At 61.6% G+C, this 15,139-nt stretch carries 8 protein-coding genes and 1 tRNA gene; 6 read left to right on the top strand and 3 right to left on the bottom strand.

Annotation, left to right across the window (positions count from 1 at the left end):
- Positions 1–403 precede the first annotated feature (403 nt).
- Positions 404–874: an RrF2 family transcriptional regulator gene (locus HMPREF2836_RS01480; protein ID WP_005509289.1), complete on the bottom strand. Its 471-nt coding sequence runs from the start codon at positions 872–874 to the stop codon at positions 404–406.
- Positions 875–1,249: 375 nt separating this feature from the next.
- The gene (locus HMPREF2836_RS01485; RefSeq protein WP_070615657.1) at positions 1,250–3,100 is read right to left on the bottom strand and encodes a phosphoenolpyruvate carboxykinase (GTP); all 1,851 of its coding nucleotides are present in this window, start codon (positions 3,098–3,100) and stop codon (positions 1,250–1,252) included.
- 499 nt (positions 3,101–3,599) lie between these two features.
- Here HMPREF2836_RS01485 and HMPREF2836_RS01490 point away from each other — a divergent pair.
- The 5 genes from HMPREF2836_RS01490 (at position 3,600) to HMPREF2836_RS01510 (ending at position 8,473) form a co-directional block, all read left to right on the top strand.
- Positions 3,600–3,675: transfer RNA gene (locus HMPREF2836_RS01490), tRNA-Arg, on the top strand.
- A 342-nt stretch (positions 3,676–4,017) separates the two neighbouring features.
- Positions 4,018–5,664 carry a DNA repair protein gene (locus HMPREF2836_RS01495; RefSeq protein WP_070629169.1) on the top strand — a complete coding sequence of 549 codons (1,647 nt, stop codon included), beginning with the start codon at positions 4,018–4,020 and terminating at the stop codon, positions 5,662–5,664.
- Positions 5,664–6,917 carry a cell wall biosynthesis glycosyltransferase gene (locus HMPREF2836_RS01500; RefSeq protein WP_070615651.1) on the top strand — a complete coding sequence of 418 codons (1,254 nt, stop codon included), beginning with the start codon at positions 5,664–5,666 and terminating at the stop codon, positions 6,915–6,917. The genes HMPREF2836_RS01495 and HMPREF2836_RS01500 overlap by 1 nt, the downstream gene beginning before the upstream one ends.
- A gap of 279 nt (positions 6,918–7,196) precedes the next feature.
- Positions 7,197–7,517 carry a 2Fe-2S iron-sulfur cluster-binding protein gene (locus tag HMPREF2836_RS01505; protein WP_005509285.1) on the top strand — a complete coding sequence of 107 codons (321 nt, stop codon included), beginning with the start codon at positions 7,197–7,199 and terminating at the stop codon, positions 7,515–7,517.
- A gap of 2 nt (positions 7,518–7,519) precedes the next feature.
- Complete coding sequence (locus tag HMPREF2836_RS01510) at positions 7,520–8,473, top strand: DUF4232 domain-containing protein (RefSeq protein WP_070615646.1); 954 nt, start codon at positions 7,520–7,522, stop codon at positions 8,471–8,473.
- Between the two features lie 142 nt (positions 8,474–8,615).
- On the opposite strand, the gene HMPREF2836_RS01515 is transcribed toward HMPREF2836_RS01510, so the two are convergent.
- Complete coding sequence (locus HMPREF2836_RS01515) at positions 8,616–9,203, bottom strand: malonic semialdehyde reductase (RefSeq protein WP_070615643.1); 588 nt, start codon at positions 9,201–9,203, stop codon at positions 8,616–8,618.
- Between the two features lie 148 nt (positions 9,204–9,351).
- On the opposite strand from HMPREF2836_RS01515, the gene HMPREF2836_RS01520 reads away from it, so the two are divergent.
- Positions 9,352–14,931, top strand: coding sequence for a DEAD/DEAH box helicase (locus HMPREF2836_RS01520; RefSeq protein WP_070629170.1), 5,580 nt, complete (start codon positions 9,352–9,354; stop codon positions 14,929–14,931).
- Positions 14,932–15,139 lie beyond the last annotated feature (208 nt).

Raw genomic sequence — 15,139 nt, forward strand, 5'->3', positions numbered from 1 at the left:
GGTTCACCCTGACTCAAAGATAGAGTTGCGCGTCACACTATATATTTTCAGCCGCACTTCTACAATCGGCGAGTGACCAGCCTGGAAACATGTATAAAAATACCGGAGTGAAAATATATTTACCCAGGAAAGTATGCAGTGTGGTGCAAAAATGAATATGGTCACATTTTCTGCATTTGAAAAGCAAATTTGCAATATTCTGCATTTACTGCACAAATTTTAGATTCAACCGAACACTGCTCGCTGTACGTCAAGAGGTAAAAAGACCCTCCCAAAAGGACCCCGCAAGCACACCGCACACAGCAATCCACCCCCATACCGGCAGATAAAGCGCCATAAAAAATAGGGTGGAGCCTCCTATTAGAAAGCTCCACACATACTAAAAAGTTATCGGGTCAACGATTTAGCGCACAGTCAGCGCATTCTCCGGAGGCGCGAAGCCTAGCTCCACAAATACCGGACCAACAGGGCGCGCACCAGCGGTCAACTCGCTAATGATGACCGAATCAACCGATGCGTAGAACGCCTCACGAGCCTTCGCCAAAACATTGCGCAGGCGGCAGAACTTATCGAGGGGACAGTGACCGTTCTCATCCTCGCACTCAATCATGGGGATATCGCCCTCAGTAGCACGAAGAACAGTGCCGACGGTCGCAGAGCGGCCCGCATCCGAGAGCATAACGCCGCCGGAACGACCGCGGGTCGAATCCAAATAACCCATGTTCACGAGGAAGGCCACAGCCTTCGCCACATGGTTGTAGGGGGTATCCACTCCCTCAGCAATCTTCTGGGTAGAAAGCTTCTGACCGGGCTCCAGGGCAGACAGGAGCATCAGAACGCGGAGCGAGACATCCGAGAATGCTGTCAAACGCATGGATACTCCTTCTATCTTTCTCGTGATACCGCCGCTTCTACATCAACGGCAACAAATGCTCCGAACCAGCCAAGGCACAGAGCGCTCAAAATCTTACATTGGCATTGTATCGGTGCAGTGAGAGTGCAAGAAATCAGGATTACCCACTATCGTATTCTCGCCACCCTCCCAATGTCTTTAGAGTATTTCTCAAGAACAAGTAGACTGCATAGCCTTACACTCATAGCTCCAAGAGAAACTCGGCGGTTCCCATCTGACGGGGATTCAAAACCTTCCCATAAAAGGAAGGAAGGAGCGGAACCTCACAGTGAGATTCCACCCCTTCCAAACGCTCAACCATACGGCTCAGCGAAGAGTTTTAGTTCCTTCGAAGGATTAGTCCTCCAGGGCCTTTGCCAGAGCATCGCGCTGCTCGCGAACCTCGGCGGGAAGCTTGTCGCCGAACTTAGCCAGCCACTCGTCGATGCCGGGCAGCTCAGCAGCCCACTCGTCCTTCGAGACAGCCAGAGCAGCCTTCAGCTCCTCCTCGGAGATCTCCAGACCGGTCAGGTCCAGGTCTTCCTTGGCGGGAACGGTGCCCAGGAAGGTCTCCTCGCCGCCAGCCTTGCCGTCCAGGCGGTCGAAGATCCACTTCACAACGCGAGAGTTCTCGCCGAAGCCGGGCCATGCGAAGCCACCGTCGGGGGTGCGGCGGAACCAGTTGACGTAGTAGACCTTCGGCATGTTCTCAGCGCCGTGCTTCTTGCCCAGGTCAATCCAGTGCTTGAAGTAGTCACCAGCGTTGTAACCGATGAAGGGCAGCATAGCCATCGGGTCGCGGCGAATCACGCCGACGGCACCCTTAGCAGCCGCAGTGGTCTCAGAGGACAGAGTGACAGCGCGGAACACGCCCTGCTCCCAGCTCTCAGACTCAGAAACCAGCGGGATGGTGGTCTTGCGGCGACCACCCAGAACGATAGCGCTCAACGGCACACCCTCGGGGTCGTAGTACTCGGGAGCGAGCATGTCGACCTGGGATGCGGGGGTGCAGAAGCGGGAGTTCGGGTGAGCTGCCGGGCGGCCAGACTCGGGGGTCCAGTCCTTACCGGTCCAGTCAATCAGGTGAGCGGGAGCCTCGTCGGTCTTGCCCTCCCACCAGACGGAGCCGTCGTCAGTCAGTGCAACGTTGGTGAAGATGGTGTTGCCCTTAGCAATAGCCTTCATAGCATTCGGGTTGGTGGAGTAACCGGTACCCGGTGCCACACCGAACAGGCCAGCCTCGGGGTTGACCACGCGTGCCTGGTGGTTCTCGTCGAACTCAATCCATGCGATGTCGTCGCCGACCATCTCAGCCTTCCAGCCGTCGATGGTGGGCTCCATCATTGCGAAGTTGGTCTTGCCACATGCGGAGGGGAACGCTGCGGAGATGTAGCGAACCTTGCCCTCGGGGTTGGTGACCTTCAGGATGAGCATGTGCTCTGCCATCCAGCCCTCGTCGCGGCCGATGACGGATGCGATACGCAGTGCGTAGCACTTCTTACCGAGCAGTGCGTTACCGCCGTAACCGGAGCCGAAGGACCAGATTTCGCGGGTCTCGGGGAACTGGACGATGTACTTCTCGGGGTTGCAAGGCCAGGGAACATCTTCCTGACCGGGCTCCAGGGGTGCACCGACAGAGTGCAGAGCCTTGACGAAGAAGCCGTTGGTCTCGTTCAGCTTGGCAAGAACGTCCTTACCGATGGTTGCCATGATGCGCATGGAGCAGACAACGTATGCGGAGTCGCTGAGCTCAACAGCAATCTTGGGGTTCTTAGCCTTCAGGGAGCCCATGACGAAGGGAATGACGTACATGGTACGACCGCGCATGGAGCCCTCGAACAGACCGGTCAGGGTCTGCTTCATTTCGACGGGGTCGCGCCAGTTGTTGGTCGGGCCTGCGCCTTCTTCAGTCTCGGAGCAGATGAAGGTGCGCTCCTCGACACGTGCAACGTCGTCAGGATCGGAGAAAGCTGCGTAAGAGTTCGGGAATTCGTGATCGCTCAGGCGAACAAAGGTGCCAGCGTCGACCAGTTCCTGAGCGAGGCGGTCGTATTCTTCCTGGGTGCCATCGACCCAGTAGATGTGTGCGGGCTGGGTCAGGGCCGCAACTTCGCGAACCCAGTCCAGAAGGCCCTGGTGGGTAGTGGGTGCGCTCTGCAGCTCCTTTTCGAGCTCAGCAGAGAGAGTACGAGTTGAGGTGTCAGCCATTGACGTTTTCCCCTTCGATTGGTGGCCCGGATACTACGTTGATCCGGATAGGTCTGCGGTAACAAAGAAGCAGTTAAACACTACAAGCGTGCAAATAATGGTAAATATGCACGCTTGGACAGTCTCCACTTCCTCGTGATGCTTACAGAATAACGCATTAATGGTCTGCAGAGCTTTCTATGACGCCATTTCTTACGTTCTGCGCATCACATTCTTAGAGTACGAGAGGATTTCTGTAAAGGATTTTTAGGGCGCACGGCGGAATCCTTCGGGGATTTCAGGGACCTGCAGCGCCAGTTTTGGGTCGGAACAAAAATATTTTGAAAAAATTTTGCGAGCACAAAAACCCCGGAATCATGCGGTAAAACGGGGTGCTTTCGATCCCTGCGGAGGGGATTTTGGGTAAATTTCGAGTTTTTCGGCTTGCACACATCCAAGGACATCCGTATAGTAGTACCTGTTGCCGCGACGGGTTGAAGAAATCCGAAGCGAGGAACATGCGCCTGTAGCTCAACGGATAGAGCATCTGACTACGGATCAGAAGGTTGGGGGTTCGAATCCCTTCGGGCGCACCAACAATCCCCGGTTCTTCGGAACCGGGGATTTTTTGTATCCCCATAAATCAGAAAATGCCCCGCCGAAAGCGCCGGACCCAGCACAGGCGACCACGCACACGGCAGACGTTATCTAGAAACTACGACGTATAGAAGCTACAGCACGCAGTGATACCTGTATAAAGGTGGAGCAAGGACGCTCCACCGACTAACGCCGCGCCCAAAAGTGCGCCTCAACCTGTGAATCCACAGATTTACGCTCCCAGATGACGTGCTCCGGGGCACACCCGCCAAAAAAACGCCTAGGATGGAAAGAAGACCCTCCACACATAGGCTGGAGAGCATACAACGCGAAGGAGCACTATGGCACAGCTATCCATTCCGCAGTCCCTGATAGGTGCGCTCATCGATATAGCCGACCTGGGAACACTCGACTACTTCCCGCCCACCGAACGATGCGCCCACTGGTCCCTCTACGACGCGCAGCGCCAGGAGATCCTCTGCCCCTGCGCACCCGCCACCAACACCACCGCGGAGAAGCTCTTTGAGGCCGCGGCGAAGATTCTCTACGAGAATTTCCCCCGATATATCGACTCTCCCGAGGAAATCATTCCTTATACTTCCCGTCAGGAACTCGTTGCCGCCCTACGCCGCGGTGAGGAAGAGCCTGTTGATGAGGAACAGGGCGAGTTGCAAGAGCAGTCAGCTGAAAATACTGTAGAGCCTACGGCTGATGTTGAAACTAGCCCCGCCAAACCTGCAGTAGTTGAGGGTACGGAAGTGAGTGCTTCTGTTGCGCCCAAGCCTGCAGCCCCGAAGCCCGCGCCTTCCCCCGCGCTCTTTGCCGCCCGCGCGGCACAGGCACCCGCCCCGGCTCCCGCCCCGGCTCCCGCATCGGCTCCCGCATCGGCTCCCAGCGTGCCGGAAGAAGCGCCCGTGGAGGCACCCGCAGAGGCGACTACAGAAGAGACGGTTCCGACGCCCACCACGGTTGCTCCCGTAGCGCCCAAGCCCGCTGTGCCGAAACCTGCAGCACCCAAGCCCGCTGTGCCGAAGCCTGCGGCCCCGACTCCCGGTGCTCCCTCCCCCGGTATGTTCCGCAAGTCCACGCTAACCTACCGACCGCCGCGCATCGAAGAGTACCTGGAGGGTCTGCGTGCCCGCCAACAAGCTGCCGAAGCCGCAGAAGCTACCCATACGGCAGTATCTAGCGAGCAGGCACCTGTTGAAGAGTCGCCCGTACTCAGCCAGTCCCTACCGGGCGCACCCGCAACTCCCAAGCCGAGCGCGCCGAAGCCCGCTGCGCTGAAACCCGTTGCACCGGAACCGGGTGCACCGATGCCTGCCGCACCCACCCCGAGCACTCCGGCAGCAGAACCGGTAGCCGCCGTACCTCGCGCCATTACCGCCGAGGACCGCGAACGCAGCTACCGTCTGCGCCCGAGCCTACGCGCCCGCCTCGAACGAGAAAATATCAGCGAAGAGCTCGTGCGCACCATCCTGCGTGAAGGCGCGGCAGAACGCCTCAACGACTGGACGATTCGCTTCACCCACGACGACTACCGAGTGGACGTAAACACCGCCTCCGCCGAAGTTATCACCGTCATTGACGAATACGACGCCGAATACAACGAAGCGGTACAGGCATCCCTGGCTCAGGGCGAATACACCTCGCTCAACGCCTTGGAGCTCGAATTCAGCGAGCGCGCCCGGACCTTCCTGAAGAAGAACCCGCCGTTCGTTTTCGACCTGATGCTTCAGGCACTGAGCAGCCCCGAGAGCGTGCGCATGGCTGAAGGCTGGACCCGCATCTACGCGGCGCAGGGTCTGGAAATTGCGGTTTCGCCCGATGAGCGGACCGTTCTTGCCCTGGCGAAGACCCCGGATTTCCATGTTCTGCACGCGGAGAACCTGCGCAAGGCACAGCTCGAAGAGCTCAGCAACACCCTGGCGAAACAGGCAGAAGATAAGGCAGCCCAGGCAGAAAACACCACCGAGGAGGAGAAATAATGTCCGCTAAGCAGATCACTATTCCTCTCGAGGTGTACGTTCGTCTGCAGGAGCTTGCCTCCCTCGCCGCCTATAGCTACCGCGATGAGCAGGGCTCCGAAGAGAACACTGCAAGCGATAAGCCGTGGGATTTGCTCTCCAAGGATGGCGCCTCCCTACTCGATGAGAACGGCGCGCTCAAGCCCGAAGCGGCAGAGCTCTACTTCACCCTCCTACCGCTCATTGCCCAGGAATTCATGGAGCAGCAGCAGGCACTCGTGGACGCATACCGTCAGGCGCCCAAGCCCGCCGCCGCACGCGCCAAGATTCGCCCCTCCAATCAGCGCCTCATTCCGCTGACCGAGGTGCCGCTGGAGAACCAGCGTATTGCCGCGCGCATCGAGAAGGAATTCTACGGTGACGTGCCGCCGCGCCGCCGCATCTACGGCGTGCTCCCCGGCGTCATGGATTACATGATGCGCCACGGGCTCACCTACGAGCTGCTGCTGGACATCATCGAATCCCCTGTAAGCACGGTGGTTCAAGAAAGCGCGCAGGAGAACCGTTACGGCCGCGAAGTCACCCTCTACACGCATGAAGAGGAAGGCTACCAGGTGGTGCTCAACCCCCTGACCGCCGAAGTTCTCGCGCTACGCCCGCTGCAGGCTCTCGCTGGAGGCTACCAGCTCTCCCCCGATGCTCAGGCACAGCTGAAGGCGCTCGGCCTGACCGGCGAGTACATTGCCCGCATCCTGGATGAGGCCGAGGACCGCCGCCCGATTCCCGGCAGTAGCCGCACCGTGTACTCGCTCAACGGCTACCAGGTGGAGTTCTCGCACTCCGACCAGCAGGTAATCCGTATTAGCCGCGGCACCGCGCCCAGCCGCAACCCCTTCGAGTCGCAGCCGAGGATGAGCGGCACAAAGAGGCAGCGCGGCCGCAAGATCCCGCACGATGTGGATGCGTTCGTGCAGCTGTTGCAGGAGCACGGCTTCACCATCACCATGGGCGGTAAGCACTACGATATTCGCCACGAGAAGCTGGCTCCGGGTCAGAAGGCGGTCACCTCGGTGACTCCGTCGGATTCGCAGCGTTGGCACCTGAACTCGGCACGCCAAATCCGCAATACCTTCGGTATCGACCTGCGCTACGCCGATCCGCGCGATAGTGTACGCGGTATTGTGCGCGGCCCCGGAGGAAGCGTCCAGAACGCCGATAACCACAGCGCAGAAAAGCAGGACACCGAGAAGACTGCGGAGAAGGAATCAAAGTAGGTCTTCGTCACCGTTAAAGCGCCCCTGCGTGCCGGTTCTTTATACTGCCCCCAGCATGTCTTTGCATCTGGGGGCAGTATTCGTTGGCGCTGATATCCCGCATTGTCAGGGCAATACGCGGTAGACTGGGGGCAATACATACATGCTATTCAGCATAAAAATTAATATGCGTTCCCGTGATATGCGTGACGGTAGGGTTGGGGATGCGCCACAAAGTACGGTGATTAACAGCCCCTACCTCTACAATAGAAACGCATCACTACAGAAGAAGGAGAACGCATGGGCGTAACGATTAAGGTCACTGACGAAGCAGGCGTAAACTACGACATTCAGTGGGAAGACCACCACACCCTCCTGGAAACCCTCCAGGCTAACGGTGTGCCGGTCCTCGCAACCTGCGGTGGTAACGCATCCTGCGCTACCTGCCACGGCTTCATCGACCCCGAGCACTTCGAAGCTTCCGGTGAGCGCACCGAAGCTGAGCAGGACCTGCTCGACATGGTCGATGACGTCGCCAACGAGTACTCCCGCCTGTGCTGCCAGGTCGAGTACGCCCCCGGTATGGACGGAGCAGAAATCCAAATGCAGGCGGCGATGTAATCATGTTTAAATCGGCTCAGGTACTCGCATCAACCACCCTCCTCTGCGGCGTGCTAGCGCTCAGCGGATGCGGCGCGTCCCAGGCCGGTCAGGAAGCTGAAGGCACCTCGGCGCAGCCGAGTGCTTCGGCTTCGGTCAAGCCCGGCACGATTCGAGTAGCTTCTGACGGGGCTACCTCTTCGGTGACCCCGGGCTCTATTACCGTGGTGAACTCTCCCGATGCGGAGAACCACGGCTCTTCCTCTGAGCACTCCGAGTCTTCTTCCCATGCTGAGACTCACGAGTCGAAGCAGAACTCGGACTCTCACTCTTCTGGGTCCTCCCACGAGGGTTCCGAGCAGAACAAGTCAGACGACTCTGCAGATTCTCAGCAGGATTCCCAGAAGAGCTCAAACTCGTCTTCACAGTCGGGTTCTCATTCGTCGAACGGATCCTCCCATTCTTCGGAGTCTTCACGTTCGTCGAGCTCATCGAATTCGTCAAACTCGTCGAATTCCTCGGATCGTTCTTCGAACTCCTCCAACAACACTGCTGAAGGCCCCGGCCAGTGCGATCTGGACGACCTGAACATTTCGGTGTCCATTGGAGATGGCTCCCCCGGCGCCCGAAACTACACCCTGTACTTCCAGAATTCTTCGGATTCTTCCTGCACCCTGCGCGGCTACCCGCGCGTGGTGCATGCGGGTCCTTCGGGCACCTGGATCGGTCGTGAGGCTTCCACCTCTGATGAGTACATGAACTCTGCGGGCGTGACCCTCAACCCCGGCGATAGCACCACCGCGGTGTTGCGTTCGGTGTACCCGGCACGCTTCGGTGACGCATGTGGTAGCCGCCCGGTTCAGGGCTTCCTGGTGGGTCTTCCCTCCGGTTCCGGTGGCGTGATTGTTCCGCTGGATACGACCGCGTGTTCCTCGTCTGTTCCGCAGCTGTCGGTGGGTCAGTTTGGTGCCCGCTAACGCGGCATTTCAGGGTTAAGAAACCGGCGCGTATAACGCACATATAGTTCAAGGGCGGTTCCCCGTGATGGGGAACCGCCCTTGAGCTGTCTATAAGTCTGAATCTAGGGTTTAGCTTTAGTCATACCATAGCTGCGCGCTCTTAGAGGGAGCGAGTAACCTCATCGTGGCTGAAGCGTGCACCGCGCGGGTATGCGGGAGCCTCGCCGTGGCCGAGGTTGACGATCAGGAAGGGGATCTCTGCGTTGTCCGCGAAGAATTCCTTTTTGATGCCGGCGAAGTCTGCGCCGGTCATGGGGCCGGCATCCAGGCCGAGGGCGCGGATTGCGGTAATGAAGTAGCCTGCCTGCAGGTGAGCGCTCAGCTCAGCGGCGGGGGTGGCGAGCTCCTCGGTGGTGTAGAAGCCCTTGATGAAGCCGGCAGCGTTGGGGTTGAAGGTGTCGGCGTGCTCTACCCAGTTTGCGTCTGCGGAGAGGATTGCGGTCACCGGTGCCGCCTGGGTCTTTGCCTTGTTGCCGTCTGCCAGGTGTGCGACGAGGCGCTCGCGTGCCTCAGGGCTCTTGACCCAGGTGATGCGCAGGGGCTGGCTGTTGAAGGCGGTGGGGCCGTAGTAGGTCAGTTCCTGGATGCGGCGCAGCTGCTCGTCGGTGACGGGTTCCTCGGTGAAGGAGGAGACGGTGCGCGGCTCGTGGAAGAGGCTGATGAGCTGTTCTTCAGTCAGGCGGGTCATGGTGGTGCTCCTTTGTGTTGTTCTCTCAGTCGATTACTTTACGGGTAAAACATTACATACTCTGTAGAGACACTGTCAAGCACATCTTCCTCCCCCAACCCCCAACAATTCAAGAGGCGCACACCATAAACCCCGCCATAATAGATACATGACCGACGCACTCTCCCACTTCTCCACCCCCGTACGCGACTGGTTCCGCGCTACCTTCAGCGCACCCACCGCCGCCCAAGAAGGCGCCTGGGAGAGCATCCGCAACGGCAACAACACCCTCATCATCGCCCCCACCGGCTCCGGCAAAACCCTCGCCGCCTTCCTCTGGGCACTCGACGCCCTGCACCGCGAACACGAAGCCGGAACCGCAGGCGGCACGCGCATCCTCTACATCTCACCCCTCAAAGCACTCGGCGCCGACGTCGAACGCAACCTACGCGCACCACTGACTGGAATCACGCGCCTGAGCGGAAACAACACGGGCGAACCGAACATCAGCGTGGGTGTGCGCAGCGGCGACACCCCCGCACGCGAACGCCGCCAACTCATCAGCAACCCGCCCGACATTCTCATCACCACCCCCGAATCCCTCTACCTCATGCTCACCAGCGCCGCCCGCAACACCCTCGCGGGCGTCACCACCGTGATCGTGGACGAGATCCACAACCTCGCCGCCACCAAACGCGGCGCACACCTGGCGGTCTCCCTAGAACGCCTCGACGCGCTCCTCGAAAAGCCCGCGCAGCGCATTGGGCTCTCGGCAACCGTCGAAAACCCGGAGGCGGTCGCCCGGTTCCTCGGCGGCATTCAGCCGGTAACCATCATGAGCCGCCCGGTCGCCAAAGAATTGGACCTGCGCCTGAGCGTGCCCGTACCCGATATGGCGGCACTCGGAGGCGCCAACGACTACGGGCAGGGGCTCTACGCGCCCTCAGAGATGCAGGGAGGCGGAGGCTCAGCTTCTACGAGCTCGCCGGTAAGTGCGGCGCAACCTATCTCTAGTGCAGCAAGCACCCCGGCGAGCGCTCCCTACACGCTCGAAGACGCCATTGGCGTGTTCCCCGGGCAGGAAATCGAGCAAGCAAACCCAGTGCAGGAACCCGCGCAAGAAACCGGGCAGACAAACCCGGCGCGACAGGGCGATACCGCCGCGCCCAAAAATACGCTCACCATCTCGGAAGAGGCATTGCGAGAAGGGGCACTGCACGAAAAGGCGCTGCGAGACACCCCCGATAGCGAGCGCCCCGAGACCTCCATCTGGCCGCGCGTGCAGGAGCGCATCGTAGACCATATCGAGAACAACCGTTCTACGATTGTTTTCGTTAACTCGCGCGGACTAGCAGAAAAGCTCACCGCGGCACTCAACGATATTCACCTACGCCGCGTGCTCGCAAAGCAGGGCATCAGCCCCGAAGACTATGCGGCAGGCATCTGCGACATCGCCGAGGTGCCACCGCTCGCCCGCGCGCACCACGGCTCCGTATCCAAGGAACAGCGCACCCTCATCGAGGAGGCACTCAAGGGCGGAACCCTGCGCTGCGTGGTCGCCACCAGCTCCCTGGAGCTGGGCATCGACATGGGCCACGTGGACCTCGTAATCCAGGTGGCTGCCCCTCCCTCGGTTGCTTCCGCACTTCAGCGCGTGGGCCGCGCAGGACACCGCGTGGGCGAAATTTCGCGCGGATTCTTCTACCCCAAGCACCGCGGCGACCTGCTCGGCGCAACCGTCACCCTCGCCGGCATGCGCAGCGGAACCCTCGAGCCGCTTGCCATCCCCACCAACCCCCTGGACGTACTCGCGCAGCAGACCGTCGCCGCCTGCGCGTTAGGCCCCATCAGCGTGGACTCCTGGTACGAGGCGCTACGCCGCAGCGCACCCTACGCCGAGCTGCCGCGCGCCCTCTTCGACTCCGTACTCGAAATGCTCACCGGACGCTACCCCTCCGACGAATTCGCCGAACTGCGCCCGCGCATCATCTGGGATCGCACCCCCACCGAACAGGCACCCTCCGGCAGTATTGAGGGCCGCCCGGGTGCGCAACGCCTCGCCGTCACCAGTGGCGGCACGATTCCCGACCGCGGGCTCTTCCCCGTCTACCTGGTCACCGGCGATGAGGAACGCGGCCCCAAACGTGTGGGCGAGCTCGATGAGGAAATGGTGTACGAATCCCGTGCCGGCGAGGTCATCACCCTCGGCGCGAGCAGTTGGCGCATTGAGGAGATTACGCACGACGCGGTGCGGGTCTCCCCCGCACCCGGTCAGCCCGCGCGCCTGCCCTTCTGGCACGGCGACCGTATGGGCCGCCCCTACGCCCTGGGCGTGCAGACGGGGGCGTTCACGCGTGCCCTCTCCAGCCTGGACGCCACCGATAGCGCCGCCGCCCGCCAGCAACTCGAACAGCTCGGACTGGACACCTGGGCGGTCGACAACCTGCTCGCCTACCTGCGTGAGCAGCGCGAATCCACCGGGGCGGTCCCCTCCGACACCCGCATGATTGTGGAGCGGCACCGCGACGAGCTGGGTGATTGGCGCGTGGTCCTGCACTCGCCGCTCGGCTACGGGGTGCACGCGCCCTGGGCGCTGGCGGTGCGCGCCCGCATTGAGGAGCGGTACGGGGTGGATGCCTCCGTCATGGCGAGTGATGACGGCTTGATTCTGCGTCTGCCCGCTATGGAGGATGTGCCGCCCGGCGCTGACCTGTTCCTTTTCGACCCGGACGAGCTGGAGGCGATTGTCACCGAACGCGTGGGTGATTCGGCGCTTTTTGCGTCTCGGTTCCGTGAGAATGCGGCGCGTGCCCTGCTGTTGCCGCGCCGTGATCCGGGTAAGCGCACCCCTCTGTGGCAGCAGCGTCAGCGTGCGGCGCAGCTGCTGGATGTGGCGCGTAAGTACCCTGATTTTCCGGTGCTTTTGGAGACGGCGCGCGAGTGTCTGCAGGATGTGTACGATGTTCCGGCACTGGTTCAAGTGCACCGTTCGTTGCAGTCTCGGGCGGTGTCCATGCTGGAGGTTGAGACGAACGACCCTTCGCCTTTTGCGCGCACTCTGCTCTTTGAGTACGTTGCCGAGCACCTCTACGACGGCGATGCGCCCGCCGCCGAACGTCGCGCCGCCGCGCTGTCGCTGGACCCGGCTCTGCTGGCTGAGTTGCTGGGTTCGAGCGGTCTGCGCGACCTGCTGGACCCGGCGGTGCTGGTGCAGACTCAGCAGCGTCTGCAGCGCACGGGTGAGCGTTACCGCGCCTGCGGCGTGGAGGGTGTGGCGGATCTTTTGCGTCAGCTGGGTCCGTTGAGCGCGCGGGAGTTGAGTCTGCGCTTGCAGGCTGACAACCCGCGGGCTCAATCTGCGGCACACGGTTCTCAAGATTTCGGCGAGTCCGAGGACTCTGAAAACTACGGCGAAGAGTACGGCGAGGAGTACGGCGCGCACGCCAGCACGGATCAGGCGCGCACCCTGGCGGAGGAGCTGGTGCGCTCGCGCCGCGCATTCTCGTTCATGGGAGCTGCCGATATGGGAGCTGCCGACGGTTCCGCCGAGCCGCAGCTGTACTATGCGGTGGTTGAGGATGCCGCGCGTCTGCGCGATGGGCTGGGCATTATGCCTGCCGCGGCGCTTCCTGTAGCCCTTCTGGAGCCGGTCGCGGAGCCTTTAGAGGATCTGGTTTCTCGCTATGCGCGCACCCACATTCCCTTCACGGCGCAGCAGGCGGCGGAGTATTTTTCGCGCCTGACCCCGGTGGGTGTGGGCGTGCTGACTCCGGTGTTGCAGCGTCTTCAGCAGCAGCGCCGCCTGAGCTCCGGCGAGTTCCTGCCCGAGGTGCTGCGTGCTTTGGGGTCTGCCGGTGTTGAGTGGGTGGATGCTCAGGTTTTGCGTACGATTCGTGCCCGCTCTCTGGCGGCGTTGCGTGAGGAGATTGAGCCGGTATCGGCACAGGTCTATGGCGTTTTCCTACCTTCCTGGCAGAACGTTCGTTCTTTATCCGTGCGGGTTGCTCAGACCCTGCCGGAGGCGAGCGCCTACGGTGCGTTCATGCCCTCCCGCCGCGCCGCCACGGTGGTGGGCGAGAGGGTGGCACCCCTCGGCTCGGCGGCAGAGAATGGCGCAGAACATACGGGACAAGATTCCGCCTCCGCCACGGAGGATCTGCTCACCGCCATCGACCAGCTGGCGGGTGTGCGCGTACCGGCTTCCGCGCTGGAGACGCTGATTCTTCCGGCGCGCGTGCCCGGCTACCAGCCGCACATGCTGGACGAGCTTATGGCAAGCGGCAGGGTGTTCTTCACCGGCGCCGGGCAGCTCGGCGGCGGTAGCGCGCAGAAGTCTGACGGCTGGATTCGCCTGCACTTGAGCGAGAGTTCCTCGCTGACCCTGGGTGAGGACTACCCGGAGCAGCTGTTGCGCGCGGAGAACCCTGAGCTTTGGGAGGCACTGCAGGCTCCGGGCACGCTGGAGCACGCCATCTATGAGGCGCTGGCTCACGGCGGCCTGTTCGTGCCGGCGCTGCGTGAGCGGGTGGCGCAGCTGATGAGCGCTGCGGTACCTGCCGGTCAGGTGGTGACTTTCCCGGATGCGGCGGAGATTTCGGCGGCTCTGTGGCGTCTGGTGTGGGCTGGTGCGGTGACGAACGATAGTTTCGCGCCGGTTCGGGCGATGCTTGCGGGCATGCGCAGTGCACATCCGACTCCGGCAGCCCCTGCGCGTCTGACGCGGGTGGGTCGCCGCGGTGCGGGTCGTATTGCGGCGGCGCGAGCCTCCATGGGTAACGGCTTGGCGGGCGGTTACGGCGCTGATAGCTATAGCTCCAGCGGCTACTCTGTGCCTGCCGCCGGGCGCGGTCTACGTTCCCTCCGCGGCGGGCTCCATGCCGTCGCTCCCGCCGTTGCCCCGCAGGATAGCGGCCGCTTCTCGCGCGTAGACACACTACTACAGGAGCCGGTGGAGGCGACGGTTGCGGCGCTCGCACGCGCCGACCTGCTACTGGACCGCTACGGTGTGCTGACTCGAGGGTGCCTGCAGGTGGAGGATTCTGCTGGCGGGTTCTCGCAACTGTACCGGATTTATTCGGCGGCTGAGGATCGTGCACTGGTGCGTCGCGGCTACTTTATTGAGGGTTTGGGTGCGGCGCAGTTCGCCGCCCCCGCGACGGTGGACCTGCTGCGTTCTACCGCCGATAGCCTCAGTGTTCCCGCAAGTCCACAGGGTTTTGGTGCGACACAGGGTTTTGGTGCGAGCGCCTACACCCCGCAGCGCACCGATACGGAGCGGGTGTACGGCACATTCACGGTGACCCTGCTGGCGGCGACCGACCCGGCGAACCCGTACGGTGCGGCGCTGAGCTGGCCCGCGATTCCCTCCCTTGCGCACGAAGGCGAGGGGACTGTGAAGCACCGTCCGGCACGCAAGGCGGGCGCCTGCGTGGTGCTGGTGGACGGCGCACCGGTGCTGTACGTGGAGCGTGGCGCGAAGACCCTGCTGGCTTTCACTACCGACCCGGTACTTCTGGAGGCGGCGGCCCCCGCCCTGGCGCGCCTGGTTTCCGCCGGTGGCGCGGAGAAGATTTCGGTGGAGAAGGTCAACGATGTGGAGCTTTTGGGCACCCACACGGTGAGCACATCCACATTGGGCGCATCCGACGGCGAGGTTATGGAGCATCCGGTGGAGGCGCTGCGTGCGGCGCTGCAGGCGCAGGGGTTCTACTCGACGGTTCGTGGCCTGTCGCTGCGCCGTTCCATTTAGGCTGCGCCGTTCCATTTAGACTGGGCAGAACCTCAAGCTTAGCCTCAGGGTAAAACTATTTTCTTCAACCTCAACCTGAGCATCATAATGCCCCGCACCCTCACGGAAGGGGGTGCGGGGCATTATGTTTCCCTACTCACGAACCGGGTGGTGTTCCCGGATTCCGCCACGTCGCAAGCGGCGTAGCGGAGGAGTAACCGCCCGGATG

The sequence above is a fragment of the Rothia sp. HMSC065C12 genome (assembly GCF_001812085.1).
In the GTDB taxonomy this organism is placed as follows: Bacteria; Actinomycetota; Actinomycetes; order Actinomycetales; family Micrococcaceae; genus Rothia; species Rothia mucilaginosa.